The organism is Salinibius halmophilus (assembly GCF_003577475.1).
GTDB classification, from domain to species: domain Bacteria; phylum Pseudomonadota; class Gammaproteobacteria; order Pseudomonadales; family Natronospirillaceae; genus Salinibius; species Salinibius halmophilus.
On sequence record NZ_QPEP01000001.1, the window covers coordinates 44,907 to 64,935 of the forward strand.

Annotated in this window: 17 protein-coding genes; 8 read left to right on the top strand and 9 right to left on the bottom strand. The window is 49.6% G+C overall.

From position 1 onward, the window contains the following. Positions 1-96: 96 nt before the first annotated feature. The 3 genes from trxB to DUW71_RS00185 form a co-directional block, all read right to left on the bottom strand. Positions 97-1,053 (bottom strand): thioredoxin-disulfide reductase, encoded by a 957-nt coding sequence (gene trxB / locus DUW71_RS00175; protein WP_119393212.1) that lies wholly within the window; start codon positions 1,051-1,053, stop codon positions 97-99. Between the two features lie 82 nt (positions 1,054-1,135). Then, positions 1,136-2,290 (bottom strand): hypothetical protein, encoded by a 1,155-nt coding sequence (locus tag DUW71_RS00180; protein ID WP_119393213.1) that lies wholly within the window; start codon positions 2,288-2,290, stop codon positions 1,136-1,138. Between the two features lie 34 nt (positions 2,291-2,324). Further along, positions 2,325-2,966 carry a hypothetical protein gene (locus DUW71_RS00185; RefSeq protein WP_119393214.1) on the bottom strand — a complete coding sequence of 214 codons (642 nt, stop codon included), beginning with the start codon at positions 2,964-2,966 and terminating at the stop codon, positions 2,325-2,327. A 69-nt stretch (positions 2,967-3,035) separates the two neighbouring features. Between DUW71_RS00185 and nadC the strand changes: the two genes are divergently transcribed. From nadC to DUW71_RS00210, 5 genes are all read left to right on the top strand, one after another. Next, a complete protein-coding gene (gene nadC, locus DUW71_RS00190) occupies positions 3,036-3,887 on the top strand; it encodes a carboxylating nicotinate-nucleotide diphosphorylase (protein WP_325048575.1) in 852 nt (283 codons plus the stop codon). 551 nt (positions 3,888-4,438) lie between these two features. Beyond that, positions 4,439-5,995, top strand: coding sequence for a Re/Si-specific NAD(P)(+) transhydrogenase subunit alpha (locus tag DUW71_RS00195; RefSeq protein ID WP_119393215.1), 1,557 nt, complete (start codon positions 4,439-4,441; stop codon positions 5,993-5,995). Between the two features lie 12 nt (positions 5,996-6,007). After that, positions 6,008-7,411, top strand: coding sequence for a Re/Si-specific NAD(P)(+) transhydrogenase subunit beta (gene pntB / locus DUW71_RS00200; protein WP_119393216.1), 1,404 nt, complete (start codon positions 6,008-6,010; stop codon positions 7,409-7,411). Positions 7,412-7,514: 103 nt separating this feature from the next. After that, complete coding sequence (locus DUW71_RS00205; protein WP_119393217.1) at positions 7,515-7,913, top strand: hypothetical protein; 399 nt, start codon at positions 7,515-7,517, stop codon at positions 7,911-7,913. Further along, positions 7,910-8,482, top strand: coding sequence for a TVP38/TMEM64 family protein (locus DUW71_RS00210; protein ID WP_119393218.1), 573 nt, complete (start codon positions 7,910-7,912; stop codon positions 8,480-8,482). Before DUW71_RS00205 ends, DUW71_RS00210 begins: the two co-directional genes overlap by 4 nt. Here DUW71_RS00210 and DUW71_RS00215 read toward each other — a convergent pair. The 6 genes from DUW71_RS00215 to DUW71_RS00240 are packed head-to-tail and all read right to left on the bottom strand — an operon-like array spanning position 8,479 to position 16,645. Next, positions 8,479-12,210 carry a YhdP family phospholipid transporter gene (locus DUW71_RS00215; protein ID WP_119393219.1) on the bottom strand — a complete coding sequence of 1,244 codons (3,732 nt, stop codon included), beginning with the start codon at positions 12,208-12,210 and terminating at the stop codon, positions 8,479-8,481. The two genes, DUW71_RS00210 and DUW71_RS00215, sit on opposite strands and share 4 nt — an antisense overlap. An 18-nt stretch (positions 12,211-12,228) precedes the next feature. Next, the gene (gene rng / locus DUW71_RS00220) at positions 12,229-13,692 is read right to left on the bottom strand and encodes a ribonuclease G (RefSeq protein WP_119393220.1); all 1,464 of its coding nucleotides are present in this window, start codon (positions 13,690-13,692) and stop codon (positions 12,229-12,231) included. Further along, a complete protein-coding gene (locus DUW71_RS00225) occupies positions 13,689-14,267 on the bottom strand; it encodes a Maf family protein (RefSeq protein WP_119393221.1) in 579 nt (192 codons plus the stop codon). The genes rng and DUW71_RS00225 overlap by 4 nt, the downstream gene beginning before the upstream one ends. 10 nt (positions 14,268-14,277) lie before the next feature. Continuing rightward, positions 14,278-14,769, bottom strand: a complete 492-nt coding sequence (gene mreD, locus DUW71_RS00230; protein ID WP_119393222.1) for a rod shape-determining protein MreD — start codon at positions 14,767-14,769, stop codon at positions 14,278-14,280. Then, on the bottom strand, positions 14,750-15,595 hold the full coding sequence (gene mreC / locus DUW71_RS00235; protein ID WP_119393223.1) for a rod shape-determining protein MreC: 846 nt from the start codon (positions 15,593-15,595) through the stop codon (positions 14,750-14,752). Before mreC ends, mreD begins: the two co-directional genes overlap by 20 nt. Before the next feature lie 15 nt (positions 15,596-15,610). After that, complete coding sequence (locus DUW71_RS00240) at positions 15,611-16,645, bottom strand: rod shape-determining protein (protein WP_119393224.1); 1,035 nt, start codon at positions 16,643-16,645, stop codon at positions 15,611-15,613. Positions 16,646-16,827: 182 nt separating this feature from the next. Between DUW71_RS00240 and gatC the strand changes: the two genes are divergently transcribed. Genes gatC through gatB form a run of 3 tightly spaced genes read left to right on the top strand, consistent with a single transcriptional unit; the run spans position 16,828 to position 20,026 of the window. Beyond that, positions 16,828-17,115 carry an Asp-tRNA(Asn)/Glu-tRNA(Gln) amidotransferase subunit GatC gene (gene gatC / locus DUW71_RS00245; protein WP_119393225.1) on the top strand — a complete coding sequence of 96 codons (288 nt, stop codon included), beginning with the start codon at positions 16,828-16,830 and terminating at the stop codon, positions 17,113-17,115. A gap of 17 nt (positions 17,116-17,132) precedes the next feature. Continuing rightward, on the top strand, positions 17,133-18,578 hold the full coding sequence (gatA, locus tag DUW71_RS00250) for an Asp-tRNA(Asn)/Glu-tRNA(Gln) amidotransferase subunit GatA (protein ID WP_119393226.1): 1,446 nt from the start codon (positions 17,133-17,135) through the stop codon (positions 18,576-18,578). A gap of 14 nt (positions 18,579-18,592) precedes the next feature. Further along, complete coding sequence (gene gatB, locus DUW71_RS00255; RefSeq protein WP_119393227.1) at positions 18,593-20,026, top strand: Asp-tRNA(Asn)/Glu-tRNA(Gln) amidotransferase subunit GatB; 1,434 nt, start codon at positions 18,593-18,595, stop codon at positions 20,024-20,026. The last annotated feature ends 3 nt before the right edge of the window (positions 20,027-20,029 follow it).

Consider the following 20,029-nt stretch of genomic DNA (forward strand, 5'->3'; position numbering starts at 1 on the left):
TTGAGTTCTTAATAAGCCTAGTTGGGCAACAGGAAAAAAAAAGGCCAGACAAAAAATTTGCCCGGCCATTCTTAGTTTACTGACAAGCAGCAAACATTAGTCTTCTAGCGCATCCAAATAACGCTCGGCATCTAGCGCAGCCATACAGCCCGTACCGGCTGATGTAATAGCCTGGCGATAGATATGATCCATTACGTCACCAGCGGCAAAGACACCCTCTACACTCGTTTGGGTAGCATTGCCTTCAGTACCACTTTGCACCTTGATGTAGCCATCTTTCATATCTAGCTGGCCTTCAAAAATGCCCGTGTTTGGCGAGTGACCAATGGCAATAAAGCACCCTTCGGCCGCCACTTCTTTAGTTTCGCCTGTTTTAGCGTGCTTAATGCGTACACCTGTCACACCCATATCATCGCCAAGTACTTCATCTAGCGTGTGGTCCCATTCAATCACCACATTGCCGTCTTTTGCTTTGGCAAGAAGTTTGTCTGACAGGATTTTCTCCGAGCGGAACTGATCACGGCGGTGGATAACGGTCACTTTGCTAGCAATGTTAGAGAGGTATAGCGCTTCTTCAACAGCTGTGTTGCCACCGCCTACCACTACGACCTCTTTGCCACGGTAGAAGAAACCATCACAGGTTGCACAGGCTGAAACACCCTTGCCTTTGAACGCTTCTTCCGACTCTAACCCAAGGTACTTAGCTGATGCACCGGTTGAAATAATCACCGCATCGGCAGTGTAAACACCGTTATCGGCTTCCAGTGTAAATGGGCGCTTACTGAAATCTACTTTGTTTACGTGGTCGAAGATAACTTCGGTGTCAAAACGCTCTGCGTGCTGGCGCATACGCTCCATTAGATCAGGACCTTGCAAGCCTTCCACGTCACCAGGCCAGTTATCTACATCAGTAGTCGTGGTAAGCTGACCACCCATTTGCATGCCCGTTACCAACACTGGGTTAAGGTTAGCGCGCGCTGCATAAACTGCCGCGGTATAACCGGCAGGACCTGAACCCAAAATTAGTAAACGACAATGACGTGCTTCAGACATAGCTACTCCTTAAAAAAAATCGATCAACGCCCCAACGTACGAAGGCAATTTATATTAGATGTTTTATAAGGCCTATTGTCTGTTATTCAACGTCATTATCCAATAGCATCTGCAGTAGGCTTTGCAGCTTATTGGTGTCTGTCGCCTTTTCTAACGCATTGTTAATCAAACCAACGTAGCGATGAAATGCTTCGTTAGACTTTAATGCGACCGATAACAGCTGGTTCATTTGCGCTTCGTTTTGCCGTATTTCGCCCAGCAACCACGCCTCTTGCGCCTCCGACATGTCGATTGCACCTACACCAACCTCAATTGAATCGGCTAAAGACGACATCTGACCAGCGCCATCTGAAACCAGCCGATAGACGGATTCATTGAGCTGATTAGCTCGCTGACTGAAAACAAAAACCAACTGGCGCAACAGTTTGGTTTGCATAAAGGTTTTCTCTTGTAAGTCTAGCGCTTCGAGTCGGGCATTGAGCGCTTGCAGTAAAGAAAACATCATATCTTTTATGCGCCCATACTCGGCTTCATTTTCCTCCGGCATGTTGCGAACCAGCACAGATACTTTTTGATAGTTCATTACCGTTCGCCGGCCAAAGTCGACGTATCTACCATCATCTTTTAGCTCCCATAGCAGCTCAGATTCAAGCTGGCGGTGCAAGCCATTCGCTTCCATATTCTTAGTAATAAACTCAGAGCGCATTTGCAAAGAGCACGATAGCCCATAATTTTTTACTGATTGGAAAAATCGCATGCCCAAGATGTCTAGGTTTTCGCAGTCTTGGCTATCAAGAAAAAATTGGATCGTCTCACCTAAATCAGAGCTATTACTCATGGCTTGCATGGCAACCTGATTGGCCGTTTGGGCTTGTAAGCGAAGCTGTTTGGCCGCTACCTCGTCGTCGATCAAGCGCTTTAATCGAATGGCCTGCTCAGCGATTGGCATTGCCGCATGTAACACCTCATCAGCACCGTACATAAAGGCTTCATGGCGGTCGGCATCATTGATCAACTCTTTGCAGTGAAGCACAACGGGCGTGTGCGGGTGAGTGGCACGGAAATCTGCAATTTTCTTCCACGTGTTTTCACGCTCATTAGGGTTGCCCGGGAAGTCGGCAACCAATAGCACATCAAAGTCATCAACCGCATCATCAAACGCAAGCCAATCAATGCTTGCCAGCTCATTTTGCAACGAGTGGCCTGCAATACCGCCTAACACTGCAACACTGGCCATATTAACTCCCTAAACCATAGCTATGCTTTTAGGTCTAGATCATCAACTGGTAAATATCGAGCGCAAGCAACAAAGTGCAACAAAACACCAGCAGCCGTGTTCGCATTTTCATTACGGTGTACACCCAGTTTTCCCGCGATAACCCCGCAAGCTTAGTGGCGATCCCTTTCAGTAAATAGGGGGCTTTAAGACGTAAACACCACTGCACTGGGTAATCGACGAGCCACAAGAGACCCCAGCGCAACTTGCGTGCACCAGGCGCTCGTGTTGTTTGCATCCACATAACCCAATAGAGCCCAATACAACCCAAAATGCTATACATCAAAATGGGCAACACATGGCGCCAGACTAAATGATCTGACACCAGCATAGGCAGAGTGCCAGACGCGACCATCACACCGGGTTGCGCACTACTGCCATCAACTAATCGTTTAAGGTCACCCGCCACCCCAAACGCCGCTGCGAGCATTAAACCCGATACAACCTGGCTCGCCCAGTATGGCAGTAATAGTAGTTGCAGAGCGCCAACGGCCAGCACAATAAACCCTTGCGCAACAATGCGCAGCCGGCCAAACACTTGAGTGGCTTGCACAATCATGGCAAACGGATGCCACAATGGCACATTGGCACGCTCGGTGAGCCGGTAGAGCGCTAGCGCAATGATCATCGCAAGCATGGGTCGTTTTCTCCCTAAGTTTCACGCTATACTCCGGCGCTTAAAAACTGACCGCGGAGCATTTAACTCATGAGCATACGCCAAGATTCAAAGCTTAGACAGCATATTCAATCGACTGTTAGTTACGCCCTAGCAGAAGATATTCATCATGGCGATGTCACTGCTCAACTGATTAATGATGACGTCCTCGCCAGTGCAACAGTGATTACTCGCGAGCCTGCAATTCTTTGTGGACAAGCCTGGGTAGAGGAAATCTTTCGCCAACTAGACAGCCAAGTAAAGGTAGAGTGGCTAGCCAATGAAGGCGACAAACTAGTAGCCAATCAAGCATTTCTAACGCTTACTGGGCCGGCTCATATAATTTTAACCGGTGAGCGCGCAGCGCTTAATTTTTTGCAAACGCTATCCGGGACAGCCACCGCTACGCACAACATCGTTAGCCAAATTCACCCGAACTATTGGTTGCTCGACACACGCAAAACTATCCCAGGCCTGCGCTTGGCACAAAAGTATGCCGTTACCATTGGCGGTGGTCACAACCATCGCATTGGCTTGTACGACATGTTCTTAATTAAAGAAAACCACATTGAAGCTTGTGGCGGTATCACCCCAGCGGTTCAAGCAGCTCGCCAGTTGAAGCCAGAGCTGCCGGTGGAAGTAGAGGTGGAAACCCTGGTGCAACTCGACGAAGCACTAGCGGCGGGTGCAGACTACATTATGGTGGATAACTTTAGTCACGACGACTTACTTGCCGCCTACCAGCGGCCATTAAAAGATGGGCAACTGGAGCTATCTGGTGGTTTAGACCTAGCCGGTCTGCAAGCCACCCCAACACCACCCCTGCCAGTGCGCGTATCTATGGGCGCTATTACCAAGCATCTACAAGCCATCGATTTGTCATTGCGATTAACGCGTGCGTAGGTGCGTAAATAATGGCAATGCCATTTTTGCGGACAAGGATGTCCGTACTGAGCAGCTCGCAGGAGCATGGCTGCGGTGCGGACAAGGATGTCCGTACTGAGCAGCTCGCAGGAGCATGGCTGCGGTTCGGACATGGATGTACCACTTTCTGTCTGCTAGCACCCGCTGCGCGGATGACTAACAGACCTACGACCCACGACCTACTCCCTACGCGCCTGTCATCGCGGGTGACTAACAGACCTACGACTCACGACCTACTCCCTACGCGCCTGTCATCGCGACTGACTCACAGACCCACCTTCTATTCGTTTTTTTCACAACAGCTTTCACAATACCAATTGCGCAATTATAAGGCCTATATCAATCCAATCGGATGACTTTCGTGTAAGTTTATTTCATAATCATCCGGATTAAATTCATGAAATTGCACTCTATTTGAGCTAACGATTCTCATTTTCGGTCTGGATGTAATTTTCTTTCACTCTGTCAATGACATAGCTCAATAATTGGTAACAAATATTGAGATTTGTTACTTGCGAAGGAGGTTTTCAATGCCCTTTCAGGTAGTTATACCAAGGGAAACAGTTGCCGGGGAAACTCGTGTTGCTGCCACACCAGATTCAGTTAAAAAACTGATCAAACTGGGTTACACCGTTGCCGTGCAGTCAAACGCCGGGCAACATGCCAATTTTGCTGATGAGGATTACACCTCAGCTGGCGCTGAAGTCATTGCCGATACTGCCGAGCTACTGGCTAAAGCAGGCATCGTTCTTAAAGTTGCCACGCCAACAGACGCTGAGATCGACTTAATCCCGTCGGGCGCCATTTTAATTTCTTATATCTGGCCAGCACAAAACGAAGCACTGCTGAAAAAGCTCGCAGAGCGTGGCATCAATACCTTAGGCATGGAGTCGATTCCACGCTTATCGCGCGCCCAGAAGATGGACGCTTTGTCGTCAATGTCGAACATTTCTGGTTACCGAGCAGTGATTGAAGCTGCTAACCACTTTGGTCGCTTCTTTACTGGCCAAATTACCGCTGCCGGTAAAGTGCCACCTGCCAAGGTTATGATTGTTGGTGCCGGTGTTGCTGGTTTGGCGGCCATAGGTACAGCCAAAGGCTTAGGCGCCATTGTTCGTGCCTTCGACACCCGCTTAGCGGCAAAAGAGCAAGTTGAGTCGATGGGTGCGGAGTTCCTTGAGCTAGAATTTGAAGAAGACGGCTCAGGTGAAGGCGGTTACGCCAAGGTGATGTCTGATGAGTTCATCAAGGCTGAGATGGAACTATTCCGCCAGCAAGCCGAAGAAGTCGATATCATTATTACCACGGCTCTAATCCCTGGTCGCCCAGCGCCTAAATTGATTCTGGAAGAAGTGGTTAAAACTCTAAAGCCAGGCTCAGTGATTGTTGACCTTGCCGCTGAGCAAGGTGGTAACTGTGAATGCACCGTTCCAGGTGAAGTGGTCACCAAACATGGCGTGACTATTGTTGGTTTAACTAACCTAGCAACGCATGCACCAGCGCAAGCATCGCAGTTGTATTCACAAAACCTCGTTCATTTGCTAACCGACCTGACACCAGAAAAAGACGGCGAGCCGTTTATCAATATGGACGATGAAGTATTGCGTGGTGCCACGGTTGTGAAAGATGGTGAAATCACCTTCCCACCACCACCGCTCAAATCGCAACAAGATGCCAGTGCCAAAAAGTCTGCGCCTGCTCCAGAAGCGCCAGTCAAACCAGAGAAAAAACCAATGTCTGGCAAAGCCATTGCCGGTTTCTGGGCCATTGCGTTTGCGGCCATGTTAGGCCTTGGTCAGGTGTCGTCACCTGAGTTTGTTCAGCACTTCGTGGTATTCGTTTTGTCGATCTTTATTGGTTGGCAGGTAATTTGGAATGTTTCGCATGCACTACACACACCGTTAATGGCGGTAACCAATGCTATCTCAGGCATTGTGATTCTGGGTACCTTGCTGCAGTTAGGTGGCGTTGGTGGCTCAGGGTTAATTTTGGCACTGGCCTTTATTGGCACCTTGGTCGCCATGATTAACGTTGTAGGTGGCTTCTATGTCACGCATCGCATGCTCGCAATGTTCCGCAAAGATTAAGGGAGATAAAGAATGACTCCAGCAATATCTATGGCGTATCTGTTTTCCGCCATCATGTTCATTCTCGCTCTTAGCGGTTTGAGTAAGCACGAAACAGCCAAGCGTGGTAACTACTACGGTATGGTGGGTATGGCAGTCGCGATCATCGCGACCATTTTAAGCGTACAAGAAGGCAACTATGGCTTGATCGCCATTGCCATGGCAGTAGGTGCCGTCATCGGTATTTTCTTCGCCGCACGCGTTGAAATGACCCAAATGCCGCAGTTAGTGGCCATGCTACACAGCTTTGTCGGCTTAGCAGCCGTGATCATTGGCTTTAACGGCTACTTGCAAGGCGCACCAAGCAACGAGTTAATGGGTGCCGTGATCAAACACGACCCAGTTCATAATGTTGAGCTGTACCTTGGTATCTTTATTGGTGCCATTACGCTTACGGGCTCGATCGTGGCATTTGGCAAGCTAAACGGCATGATCTCTGGTAAGCCAATGATGATCCCAGGTCGTCATATGCTAAACCTTGCGATCATCATTCTGTCAGTGGTTGGCTTAATCATCTTCACACCTGCCCATTACAGCACGCAAAGCACCATCATTTTGTTGGTTATGACAGTACTAGCCTTGTTCCTAGGTGTACACCTGGTAGCGGCTATTGGTGGTGCAGACATGCCAGTCGTGGTGTCGATGCTCAACTCATACTCTGGTTGGGCCGCGGCTGCCACCGGCTTTATGCTAAGTAACGACCTTCTAATCACCACCGGTGCGCTGGTCGGCTCGTCGGGTGCTATTTTGTCTTACATCATGTGTAAAGCAATGAACCGCTCGTTCTTCAGCGTTATCCTAGGTGGTTTTGGTGGCGACAGCTCAGTAGCAGACGACAGCGAAATTGAAGGCGAAGTGAAGCCAATCGAAATCGATGAAACGGTTGAGATGCTCAAAGACGCCGACAGCGTTGTGATTGTGCCAGGTTACGGCATGGCCGTTGCCACCGCACAGAATGCCGTTGCGGATTTAACTTCAAAGCTTCGCAAAGCAGGCAAAGAAGTGCGTTTTGCCATCCACCCAGTTGCTGGGCGCCTGCCAGGCCACATGAACGTACTGCTAGCGGAAGCGAATGTGCCGTATGACATCGTGTTAGAAATGGACGAAATCAACGATGATTTCCCTGAAACTGACGTTGTCATCGTGATTGGTGCCAACGACATTGTTAACCCTGATGCACTAGATAAGCCAAACAGCCCAATCGCTGGCATGCCAGTATTGGAAATTTGGAAAGCTAAGCAGACCATTGTGATGAAACGCTCAATGGGCTCAGGTTACTCAGGCGTTGAGAACCCGTTGTTCTACAAAGACAACAACCGCATGCTATTTGGTGACGCCAAAGACAGCGTTAGCAAACTAGTGGCTGGTTTAGACTAATCAACAATATGTAACGAAAGGGAGCTGCGGCTCCCTTTTTTTGTGCTTGCGCCACCCATATAGATATCGCAAACTGAATTGTCTTTTTTGGGTATGAGTGGTGATGAAGAAGCTTGGGCGCACAATCTGGCGTTTTTGCAAACAAACGCTTATTGGCTTAATCATTGCCACCAGCGCAACAGCGGTTGTATTGATTGCTTATCAGCCTGCATTCGAGGGCGCCTTAATTCGCTTTATGGCACTTGCACCCGAGCCGCTTGGTGAGCACTACCTGCCTTCTACTTTTCAGATCACTAGCCCGCAGGCAATCGCCGAACAGTTGACCACCAGGATTCCAAGCTCGCCACAAGACCTAGCGAATAGCGCGCCTGTGCAGCAGTATTATCATTCTTTGTTTGTTGAGAGTGTTTTGTTGCAACAGCAGACATGCCGCAGTTTGCTGATTGCCAAGCATAGATGGCACGGCTTTTGGTTTACTATTGAGCGCGAGGGTTGCCAATGACCAAAACCAAACTGTACCGGCTACTTGGCGCTTGGTTAGTCATCGCCGCTTGTACGTTTTATTTGAGCACTCGCTTGTCTCAACAGCTAACGTTTGATGCCTTGCGAAACTGGGTGGAGACCTATGCCCTTTGGGCGCTCATCGCCTATATCGTTATTTTGTCGCTACGCGGCTTGTTATTTATGCCAACTATGCCACTTATACTTCTTTGTGCTGCCTTAGCACCGGCCTGGCTGGCATTTACCGCTACTTTTATTGGCACCCTAACGTCAGCATTTTTGGTCACCACGGTCGTTGCAAAAATCCTGCAATCGCATCCAGAGGCAAAGCTGACGCACAAACGCTGGCGGCGAGCTAAAGCTTGGTTGCATCGCTATGGTGTGTCGGCCGTTGCTGGCTGGGCATTCTTCCCATTTGTCTTCACCGAAGCCATTGTATACGTGGCAGCCTATTCCGGTATGCCACGCAAGCGCGTCATTGTTGCAACCTGTGTTGGTGAATGCTTTTTGATTATGCTGCTTATATTTGCTGGCCAACGTGGCATACAGTTTATTCAGCAAGGTTTTTAATTGCGCACTCGTGCTGGGTACACTTGGAACTGAATGTCGTTGAGGCTGCCAGTAAGCAAGTAACGAATCCATGCCCGTCGAATGAGCTGCTCGTTAATAATGCGCTCGGTAACAAACAAAATACCCGCCACTTGTGGCGACACCCCAGCAAGAAATACGGCAACGGGAATGGCAGAAGTAATTGGAATCGACACCTCAGCATCGGCGTCGAGCTGTTCGGTTAGCAGGTTTAACCCACCATCAAATGCGATATAAACCGAAGAGCTGTCGAAAGTAAGACTCTCGCCCACCGAGGCATAGCCATTGGCAAATACTATGTCGCCAGCGATTTGATCGTAAGCGAGGCCAGGCCCTACGATGTCACTGAAGTCCAGGGCCAAACGATTTAGTACGCGTGTCATATTTAGTAGGCCAAACAGTTTAAGCCCTTCCAAGTTGTCGACCTCATAGATGGTGCCGGCTAACAGGTCGAAGTCCATCGACCCTACTACTTCGCTAAACTTCAATGCGACTGGCGAGCCTTGCCAAGTAAAATCAACGTTCATCTGAGCACTAGCACTGTCTAACACACGTGGCTGTTCAAAATTACTCAGTACATCGGCAAGACTAGTCGTTCGCAGACGTATGCGCGCATTCGTTTGCATCGCTTCGCCGCTCACCAGCCAGTCAGCACTGCCCCCTACTTCCACGCCTCGCATTACACCAGAAATCTTACGCAGCAGCGCCCCTTTTTCATTGGTACTAAGCTCGCCTCGCCACGACCCCATATCTTCACCATCGATCGCTAGGCGCTGAATTTCAACCGCCATGTTTGGCAATTCTCTTGGATCCAAACCGGCGAGCGGGTCAACCGCCGTTTCATCTTCCGATGCGGCAAGATCTAAATTCAGCAAGCTCAGTGCTACTTGTAATGGCTCATTTTTGTTATCGCTGATGCCAATTAAACCAACGATCTCCTGCGATCTTAGGTCTGCAGTCCAACGCGATTCGGCATGGCGTAAAATCAAGCGTGGTGACGTGATGCTTAAGCTCTCGTATGAGGCCGATTGCGCATTGATCACAATTTCACTAATCGGGTTGGTCGGTGGCGAATCGGCCGTATCAGGCGTCAAGAAGCGTTCAGTTGTCCATTGCCACCACTGCTCCGCGTCGACTGCATCAGTTGTTACCAATATGGCCATACCAGACTCTGGCAGCTGATTAGGGAGTGGCTGACCATAAGCAACGGCACCTTGCAGCGTGTCGTTTAGCAAGCTGATATCTGCATGTAGGTAATCACTAACACTGGCATTTAGATGCGAAGACCCGTCGTACTCGGTAACAAACTGCAAGGTTAGCGGCCAGTCATCTTCGGGCTGTTTGTTGAGCGGTGCAGGCCAGTCCAATGCAATATTTTGCAATTGCGAGTTTACCGCAACCGACAAGCCACTTTGGTTAGCGACAAACTCTCCACTATATTCGGTTGTACCCACTACTTCATCTAACAAGGGTACAGTCAACCAGCTTGCCAGTTCTGGCAAACTCGCCTCGCCATCGGCAATTATTTTAACAACTTGATCATCGGCGAACACCGGCACCAACTGTGCATTGACCGGCCCACCAAACAGCTCGGCACTTAGGTTACCGGAAAGCCCTGCATCGAGTGCAAACGTCAGGTCACCGTTAATACTGTTTATCGCCAAGTCTGGGTTTGGCATGTTTAGCATGCCATTGTTTACCTGTAAGTTGGCCATCACCGACAGGTTCTGCGGCGCTTCTAGCGGTACCTGAATATCTACGTTGAGTGCACCATTACCAGCAAGTCGCCAACTCGCCAGCTCTTCACCCATGTTTTGCCGCAGTGGCGACGCCAACAAGCCGCTATACAGGGTGACCAGTGGCTTTTCAGCACTAGCGTTAATACTGACTTGGCCATTAATATGATCAACCGTGACCTGCCCGTACAGGTCATCAACCTGCCCCCATTTTGTGTCATTTATCGTCACGACGGTTTGCTCAGGCGTCACTTGCACGCGCCCGCTGGCTTCACTGGCAAGGGGCCAGTCACTTAAATAATTAACTTGGGCTTGGGCAATCTCAAAATCGAGCCAAAAATTTGCACGATTTGGTGTTTCAGCACCACTCAAAGGCACGGCCATCACAAACTGGCCAGGTCCAGCTTCAAGCTGTTCTACATTCTGGGTTAGCCAATCACGGGCGCCTTTTAGGTTATCTAGCGTTGGGATAAATGCGGCTAAATCTCGTTGCGTCGCGCTACTGCTGTTAACCACCAAAGCTAAGCGCGACTCCCGCGCGCTATCGAGCGAGACAGAGGCTCGAAATGCCCCAGCGATCGATTTATCTGCTTGCTTAATTTGCACATTTGGCGATTGAACCCGCAACATCTGCTCGTCACGAGTAAAGCCGATAAGCCCTTGCATCGACTCAGCAGGCCAAGGCTCACTAAACAGTCGATTGATTGCCAAGGCGCTTTGGTTAGCATTCAGCGCTAGCACGCCCATGTCGCCATTGGTCCAAATGTCGCCACTAATACCAGAGCCACCGGGAATGCCGTTAACGGAATTAATTGAAACCGAGCTTAATGAACCGGCCAGCGACCATGCGCCCGACTCAGCAATTTCTAGTACTGGATGAGCCAGTGCGCCTGTGGGGGCCATATCACTTACTAGTGCAACGGGTAATAAACTATTGAGTAAGTCTGAAGCCGTATCGAAAGATATCGAGTCGGCCGATATTTCTAGCCCTCGATTCACTTGGCTTACTGACAACCAACTTGGCAGCTCAACCGAATCAGACTTTGTATTAGCCTTAAGGTTCCACCCAGTCGCTGTGCGCTGCCAATCTAGAGTCGCCTGGGTGCCGTTGGCGTTGAATGACTGGCCACTGGCATGGCGCCAGCTTAGTTCAGGGAGTTGAATAGCGGATTGCCAACTGACTAAACGGTCATTACGTAGTGAGAACCAGAGTTCCCCGGCTACACTTACATTTCCTGGAATAATCTCATCGCTTGGTATTAAGTCGCCTAGCTCGTTGAGCACTACTGGGTCAATTGCCAGATATCCTTGTGCAGATGACGCCAATACCCCACGTTCTAGGTTCAAGCGAAACTCTGCCGAAGTGGTATGTTCAGAATCACCAATACTTAAGTCGGCTTGTACAAAGCGCTCATCACCAGCAGCAGCAATGGAGACACGGGGAACAGAAAAGACAAACTCGCCGGCAAATGTGGGCGATACAACCAGGGTTAGTTCGTCAAAGTCGACGTCGCCAAGACTGTATAACAAATCAAGAATACGGCGATTATTGAGCCCAATGCCTGCGGTATTTGCCTCAACAGGGTAACTGCCGGGAATACGAAAACGGTTGTCTAACTCAGAAAACTGCAGCCAAACCTTAGATAACTGCATTTTTTGCATCTTAAACTGACCGCTAGTTAGCAACGACAGCATATCGGGTTTTAGCACAGCCCGTTCTACTGCCAGCCCCAAGCCTGCCTGCATGTCATTAATTTCAATGACCGGCGTAAACCCTTCAACCCTAGCCTCAATATTGCCAATTTGGACCGGCATATTGAGCCGCCCCGCCAAGTATTGCTCTAGCCTAGGCGCTAGGCGGTCTACTTGTGGCACTAGCCACAACACAATCGTTAGGTACAGGGCAGCGAGCACCAATAACACAACAGAGATGCGATAAAGCCATTTGGTTGCTTGCCAACTTGCCGCTAACATATATTGATCGTCTGGTGATTAAACCAATACCACGTCAAACTGCCCCGGTGAATAAAGCGGTTCTACTCTGAACTGTATCGGCTTCTGGATAAAAAGCTCAAGGTCGGCAACATTTGCCGACTCTTCATCCAGCAGGCGATCAACAACCTGCTGCGAAGCGAGCACTAGGTAACCATCACTATTATATGCCCGCTCCTCGCGTAAAATTTCGCGGAAGATCTCATAACAGACAGTTTGTGCTGTTTTAGTTCTGCCTCGCCCATCACAAGCCTTACACGGCTCGGTTAGAATATGCTCAAGGCTTTCCCGCGTTCGCTTGCGTGTCATCTCAACCAAACCTAACTCAGACACACCGGTCACCTTGGTTTTCGCATGATCACGCTCAAGCGTTTTTTCAAGCATTCTGAGCACTTGCCGCTGATGTTCAGTTTCTTCCATATCGATAAAATCGATAATAATGATGCCGCCTAAATTGCGCAGGCGAAGTTGACGTACCAGCGCCGTAACGGCTTCTAAGTTCGTTTTGAAGATGGTTTCTTCAAGGTTTCGATGACCAACAAACGCGCCAGTGTTGACATCAATCGTGGTCATTGCTTCGGTTTGGTCAATGATTAAATAGCCACCCGACTTCAACTCAACCTTGCGATCAAGCGCTTTTTGAATCTCGTCTTCTACCGAGTTCAAATCAAAAATTGGTCGTTCACCTGGGTAGTACTCAAGTAGGTGCGCTACTTCTGGCGTGTACTTTTCAACAAACTCTTTGGCTTTTTGATAAGTTTCGCGAGAGTCTACGCGAATGCGCTCAACGTCTGGGCGAATCATATCGCGAGTAACTCGAGCATAAAGCGGCAAATCTTCATAGATAATACAGGGGGCAGAACCTACTTTGATTTTTTCGTTCAACGCACGCCATAAGCGCTTCAGGTAGTTCATATCAGCTAGAATTTCACTGTCGCCGCAAGCTTCAGCCGCGGTGCGCACAATAAATCCACCGCTTATCTCTACCTCGGCTTTTGCTGCTTCTATGAGCCCCTTTAAACGTTCGCGCTCAGCCTCACCTTCGATACGCTGAGAAATACCAACGTGCTGACTGCCTGGCATGTAGACCAAGTAGCGTGAAGGAATCGCCAAATGTGTAGTGAGGCGTGCGCCCTTGGTGCCGATCGGATCTTTAGTGACCTGAGCAAGAAGCTGGTCGCCCTCACGCACAAGTTGATTAATTGGCGGTGCCTGGCGGTGATCTTCACCGGATTCGGGCGTGTAAATGTCGGAAGCGTGAATAAACGCAGCACGCTCCAAACCAATATCAACAAACGCTGCCTGCATGCCTGGCAGTACGCGGACAATTTTGCCTAAATAAACATTGCCAACGTAGCCCTTGCCTTCATCACGCTCAACATACACTTCTTGTGCAACGCCGTTTTCGACAATGGCGACACGGGTCTCCATTGGTGTTACGTTGACTAATATTTCCGAATTCATTGCCCCTCCTGCCACACAGGCACACCAGCCTGTTGCAGTAATTCTGCTGTTTCAAATAGTGGTAGGCCCATTACCGATGAGTAACTCCCCTGCATATTGGCCACCAACACAGCACCTAGCCCCTGAATAGCGTAACCGCCCGCTTTATCATGCGGTTCACCAGTTTGCCAATAACGTTCAAATAGCGCTCGATCGAAAGCTCGAAACCTAACTGTTGAGCGGCATAACCGCCAGTGCTCGCCTTGCCCGGAGATTACACAAATAGAAGTTAGAATGTCATGGTCACGCCCAGCCATACGCTGCCACATGGCCATCGCATCTTGTTTGTCGACTGGCTTTAGTAAAATCTCACCGTCTAACACGCCACAGGTATCGCTGGCCAGTACAACCTGCTCACCCTTATAGGCTGCTCGAGCTTTTTCAACCGCCATACGAACAACATAGTCGTCAGCTAATTCACCAACATGTGGCGTTTCATCAATATCAACCGGTTGCTGACTATGCGCTACACCAATTTGTTTGAGTAGCTCATGCCTTCTAGGTGATTGTGAAGCCAATACTAGTGAAACAGCCATGATAAACTCGTTATTGAACTCTGAACTTCAACCGCAGCGTGTGCAGCACATTAAATAACAGCGGCCAAACAAATAGGCTGACAGCTGCTGGCAATAAGTACCAGTAACCGGGCGCAACAACGCCGCTGGTAATACTGGCAATCCACTGGTTATAGATAGAATAAACGCCTACCATCATGCCAACCACACCAGCTTGCTGAACACCTCGCCACATGCGCATGCGCTGCTGCAAGGTTGTGGTTATCCAAGCAATGGCAATTAGCCCAACCGCGTGCTGGCCAAGTAAGTCCATCATCAGCACATCAACACATAACCCTAATATAAGTGCTGTGACCGCACCAAATCGGTAAGGCAGCGCTAAAATCCAATACACCAACACCATCACTAACCAAGCTGGTCGCCATGCCATTACGGACTCAGGCAAGGGTACAACAGTGAGTAACAGTGCAATAAACAAGGTGCCGTATACCACCCATGAAGCATTACTGCGGCTGGCGTTCATCAAGCACCTCCGCTGGATTCATTAACAAGATTACATGCCGCGAACGGTCTAAGGCAGCCGAAGGAATAGCGGCAACCGTGGCGAAGTCTCGTGCTGGATCATGCGATACACTTTTTACTGTGCCAACCGGATACCCTTCTGGAAAGCGCTGCCCTAAACCAGAGGTCACCAGTAAATCGCCTTCTTGAATATCGGCCGTATCTGGCACGTGCACCAATGTCAACTCGCCTAAACGCCCAGAACCCACAGCAATAGCTCGCACCCCGTTGCGGTTCACTTGTACCGGAATAGCGTGGTTGCGGTCGGCCACAAGCAATACTTGGCTTTGATAGGTTTCTACTTGCACAACCTGCCCCATTACACCACCAGAGTCCAGGATTGGCATGCCAAGTGTTACACCATCGGCTTTGCCGCGGTTAATCACAACTTGATGAGTGTAAGGATCAGGGTCCAAAGACAGAATTTCTGCCGCTAATACTCTCGCTTCTAGCTCCTCGCTGGCGCCGAGCAGCGCTCGCATTCGATCGTTTTCGGCTTGCAGGCTAGCCACCCGCTGATTTTGAACCTGAAGCACTCGGATACGAGCCTGCAGCGCTTCATTTTCGGTAATCAGCGCGTCATGTTCGGTCATGTAGGAGTCGATGTTATCGGCCAGCTCGCGCGGGGCGGTGAGTAACCAGCGAACAGGGGTGAGCGCCTGCCCTAGCACCTGGCGCACCGGGTCGGCGTAGTTGAGCACGTCGGCAATAAGAAGCAAAAGCGCAACAGCTAGAACGGAAAAAAGCCGGCGCCCATGCTCCGGCTCAGTACGAAATATACGTTTGATAACCCAGCCTCCAGATTATTCTGAAGCGAACTCAAACATTTCTTTGTCCATTAGCTCTAGCGCTCGACCGCCACCACGGGCCACACAAGTTAGTGGGTCGTCGGCAATAAGAACTGGCAGACCAGTTTCTTCGCTTAATAGTTTATCGATATCACGTAGCAAACCACCGCCACCGGTTAGAATCATGCCACGCTCCGCAATATCAGCGGCCAACTCTGGTGGTGTTTTCTCTAGCGCACTCTTCACCGACTGCACAATAGCAGACAAGCTTTCTTGCAATGCTTCTAAAATTTCATTGCTGTTAAGTGTAAAGCTGCGTGGAATACCTTCGGCTAGGTTGCGACCACGTACATCAATTTCACGAATTTCAGCACTTGGGTATGCACAACCAATTTCGATCTTAATGCGCTCAGCTGTTGATTCACCAATCAGCGAGCCGTAGTTGCGGCGAACATAGTTGACAATGGCTTCATCGAAGCGATCACCACCAACACGTACCGACTCTGAATATACGATGCCCGATAGCGAGATAACGGCGATTTCAGTGGTGCCACCACCAATATCAACTACCATAGAGCCGCGTGCTTCTTCTACCGGCAGGCCAGCACCAATCGCTGCAGCCATAGGCTCTTCGATTAGAAACACTTGGCGAGCGCCAGCAGATTCTGCCGATTCACGAATCGCTTTGCGCTCTACTTCAGTTGCCTGACATGGCACACACACTAAAACGCGCGGGCTTGGGGTGAACCAAGAATTCTCGTGCACACGTTTAATAAAGTGTTGAAGCATTTTTTCCGTTACTTGGAAGTCGGCAATCACACCGTCTTTCATTGGACGAATGGCTTGGATATTACCAGGCGTACGACCCAACATGCGTTTGGCTTCATGACCAACCGCTGCAACAGATTTCTGGTTGCCACTAATGCGTACAGCAACAACCGAAGGTTCATTTAAAACAATATCCTTGTCGCGCACATAAATTAGGGTATTGGCAGTACCCAGGTCGATTGACAAGTCACTAGAAAATAAGCCACGAAGCCTTTTGAACATACGAAAGCATTCCTTTCGAAGGCGGTTAACGGAATTCGGATCACTCTAGCAGTGGCAGGGATTTTGGGCAAGACAGAAATGTGCTACTGTTCGTAGGTCGATTTTTAGGATTGGCGCACGCTGCGCTGAATAGCTGCCATTTTACACCTCAAAGTGGCAATAACCCACGGGAGTCTTTCAATATGAGCCTTGATCGCTCGCAGGTTGAAAACATCGCCATGCTTGCACGCATTGGCGTTGCAGAAAGCGAAATAGAAAATTACACCAAGTCGCTTAATAGCATCTTGGATTTGGTAGACCAACTTCAGGCGGTAGACACAACTGGCGTAGAGCCTCTTGCCAACCCGCTTGACGCTACCCAACGACTACGCGCTGACGTAGTAACTGAAGTGAATCAGCGTGAGAAGTTCCAAAAAGTAGCCCCTAAAACCGAGGCAGGTTTGTACCTAGTGCCTCGAGTGGTTGAATAATCCAAGGAATTTAAGCAATGACCAATAAAACATTGGCAGAAATCGCTAAAGGCCTTGCCGATGGCGAATACTCAAGCGTAGAGATCACGCAAGCCTACCTCGATAAGATCAAAGCAAAAGATGGTGAGATCAACAGCTACATCACTGTCACCGAAGAGTTAGCACTACAACAAGCGAAAGCAGCTGACGAGCGCCGCGCCGCTGGTCAAGCTGACTTGCTAACCGGTGTACCGATCGCGCACAAAGACATCTTCTGTACCGAAGGTGTGCGCACTAGCTGTGGCTCTAAGATGCTTGATAACTTTGAAGCACCTTACAACGCGACCGTAGTGGAAAAGTTGAATGCCGCCGGCACCGTCACACTAGGCAAAACCAACCTAGACGAGTTTGCGATGGGTAGCTCTACTGAATCAAGCTTCTATGGTGCTACGAAAAACCCATTTGACCTATCTCGCGTGCCCGGTGGTTCTTCTGGCGGTTCAGCTGCTGCGGTTGCTGCAGACCTAGCGCCAGGTTCAACCGGTACAGATACCGGTGGTTCAATTCGCCAGCCTGCTGCTTTTTGTGGCATCACAGGTATTAAACCAACTTATGGTCGTGTATCACGCTGGGGCATGATTGCCTATGGTTCGTCTTTAGACCAAGGCGGCCCAATGACGAAAACTGCCGAAGACGCAGCACTTATGCTGAACGTTATGGCTGGTTTTGATAAGCGTGATTCAACATCTGTTGATGTTGAAGTGCCAGACTACACTACTGCACTTGGCAACAGCATCAAGGGTCTAAAAATTGGTTTACCAAAAGAGTACTTTGGTGAAGGCCTAGACCCACGCATTGCTGAAGTTGTGCAAAACGCGGTTAAAGAGCTAGAGAAGCAAGGCGCGATCGTGAAAGAAATTTCACTACCTCGCACGCACCTAGCCATCCCTGCTTACTACATCATCGCACCAGCAGAGGCGAGCACTAACCTGTCGCGTTACGACGGTGTGCGCTACGGCTACCGCTGTGAAAACCCAGAAGACGTGATGGACTTGTTCCTCCGTACGCGTGCCGAAGGTTTTGGCATGGAAGTGAAGCGCCGCATCATGGTAGGGACTTACGCGCTGTCTGCTGGTTACTACGATGCGTACTACAACAAAGCACAGCAGCTACGTCGCTTAATCAAAGACGACTTTGTTGCGGCACTCAATGATGTCGACGTGATCATGGGCCCTGCCACGCCTAACCTACCTTGGGTAGCTGGCGAGAAAGATGCCGATCCGGTTTCTATGTACCTAGAAGACCTATACACCATCGCGGTGAACCTAGCGGGTCTACCAGGCATGTCGATTCCAGCCGGTATGGTTGACGGTTTACCAGTTGGTTTGCAAGTCATCGGTAACTACTTCGATGAAGCACGCCTGTTGAACATTGGCCACCAGTTCCAGTTGGCAACTGACTGGCACACTAAAACCCCAGCCTAAGCGGAGGACCTAAGATGGAATGGGAAATCGTAATCGGGTTGGAAATTCACGTTCAGCTTTCAACCGACACTAAAATTTTCTCTGGCACCAGCACTGCGTTTGGCCAAGCCCCAAACACACAGGCGAGCGCTATTTGTTTAGCCATGCCTGGTGTATTGCCAGTATTTAACGAAAAAGCGCTATTCAAAGCCGTGCAGTTTGGTCTAGCGATCGACGCTGAAATTGGCAAAACTTCGCGCTTCGACCGTAAAAACTACTTCTACCCAGATAGCCCGAAAGGCTACCAGATCACCCAGATGGACTACCCAATTGTTGGTCTAGGTGAAGTAGAAATCGTTATGGACGATGGCAGCACTCGCAAGATTGGCGTGACCCGCGCTCACCTTGAAGAAGATGCGGGTAAATCGCTGCACGAAGATTTCGAAGGCATGTCAGGTATCGACTTAAACCGTGCTGGCACACCACTGCTAGAAATCGTTTCTGAGCCAGACCTGCGCAGCGCCAAAGAAGCCGTTGCTTACCTGAAGAAGATGCACAGCATCATCACCTACATTGGTGTGTCTGACGGTAACATGGCCGAAGGCTCAATGCGCTGTGACGCCAACGTTTCTGTGCGCCCGAAAGGCCAGAAAGAGTTTGGTACACGCACCGAAATTAAGAACGTTAACTCGTTCCGTTTCGTTGAAAAAGCGATCAACTACGAAGTACAGCGCCATATCGACATCATCGAAGATGGCGGCGAAATCGTACAGGAAACTCGCTTGTACGATTCAGAGCTGGACGAAACACGCAGCATGCGCTCTAAAGAAGTAGCAAACGACTACCGCTACTTCCCAGAGCCAGACTTGCTTCCAGTTGTCATCGACGACGAGTACATCGAAGCAGCTCGCAAGTCATTACCTGAACTGCCCGATGCAAAACGTGATCGCTTTATGAGCGAACACGGCCTGTCTGAGTACGATGCAACGGTATTGTCTTCGGGCCGTGCCATTGCCGACTACTATGAAGCGGTTGTTGCTGGCTGCAAAGAGCCTAAGCTAGCCGCGAACTGGGTAATGGGTGACCTGTCGGCGCAGATGAACAAGTTCAACGTTGAATTTGAAAACTGCCCAGTACCAGCAGAGCAACTGGCACTAATGATTGCTCGTATCACTGACGAAACCATCTCGGGCCGCCAAGCGAAGACTGTCTTCGAATGCTTGTGGAACCAAGAAGGTGAAGTGGACGCAATCATCGAAGCCAAAGGCTTGAAGCAGGTTTCTGATACGGGTGCAATTGAAGCAATCATTGACGAAGTGATTGCCAACAACCCAGGTCAGGTTGAGCAATACCGTGGTGGTAAAGACAAGCTATTTGGCTTCTTCGTTGGTCAAACAATGAAGGCATCAAAAGGCCAAGCAAACCCGGCGGTTGTGAACGAACTATTGAAGAAAAAGCTCGACGCCTAATAG

Coding starts and splice junctions, on each gene's coding strand:
- trxB (WP_119393212.1), bottom strand. CDS start 1,053: ATGTCTGAAGCACGTCATTGTCGTTTACTAATTTTGGGTTCAGGTCCT.
- DUW71_RS00180 (WP_119393213.1), bottom strand. CDS start 2,290: ATGGCCAGTGTTGCAGTGTTAGGCGGTATTGCAGGCCACTCGTTGCAA.
- DUW71_RS00185 (WP_119393214.1), bottom strand. CDS start 2,966: ATGCTTGCGATGATCATTGCGCTAGCGCTCTACCGGCTCACCGAGCGT.
- nadC (WP_325048575.1), top strand. CDS start 3,036: ATGAGCATACGCCAAGATTCAAAGCTTAGACAGCATATTCAATCGACT.
- DUW71_RS00195 (WP_119393215.1), top strand. CDS start 4,439: ATGCCCTTTCAGGTAGTTATACCAAGGGAAACAGTTGCCGGGGAAACT.
- pntB (WP_119393216.1), top strand. CDS start 6,008: ATGACTCCAGCAATATCTATGGCGTATCTGTTTTCCGCCATCATGTTC.
- DUW71_RS00205 (WP_119393217.1), top strand. CDS start 7,515: ATGAAGAAGCTTGGGCGCACAATCTGGCGTTTTTGCAAACAAACGCTT.
- DUW71_RS00210 (WP_119393218.1), top strand. CDS start 7,910: ATGACCAAAACCAAACTGTACCGGCTACTTGGCGCTTGGTTAGTCATC.
- DUW71_RS00215 (WP_119393219.1), bottom strand. CDS start 12,210: ATGTTAGCGGCAAGTTGGCAAGCAACCAAATGGCTTTATCGCATCTCT.
- rng (WP_119393220.1), bottom strand. CDS start 13,692: ATGAATTCGGAAATATTAGTCAACGTAACACCAATGGAGACCCGTGTC.
- DUW71_RS00225 (WP_119393221.1), bottom strand. CDS start 14,267: ATGGCTGTTTCACTAGTATTGGCTTCACAATCACCTAGAAGGCATGAG.
- mreD (WP_119393222.1), bottom strand. CDS start 14,769: ATGAACGCCAGCCGCAGTAATGCTTCATGGGTGGTATACGGCACCTTG.
- DUW71_RS00240 (WP_119393224.1), bottom strand. CDS start 16,645: ATGTTCAAAAGGCTTCGTGGCTTATTTTCTAGTGACTTGTCAATCGAC.
- gatC (WP_119393225.1), top strand. CDS start 16,828: ATGAGCCTTGATCGCTCGCAGGTTGAAAACATCGCCATGCTTGCACGC.
- gatA (WP_119393226.1), top strand. CDS start 17,133: ATGACCAATAAAACATTGGCAGAAATCGCTAAAGGCCTTGCCGATGGC.
- gatB (WP_119393227.1), top strand. CDS start 18,593: ATGGAATGGGAAATCGTAATCGGGTTGGAAATTCACGTTCAGCTTTCA.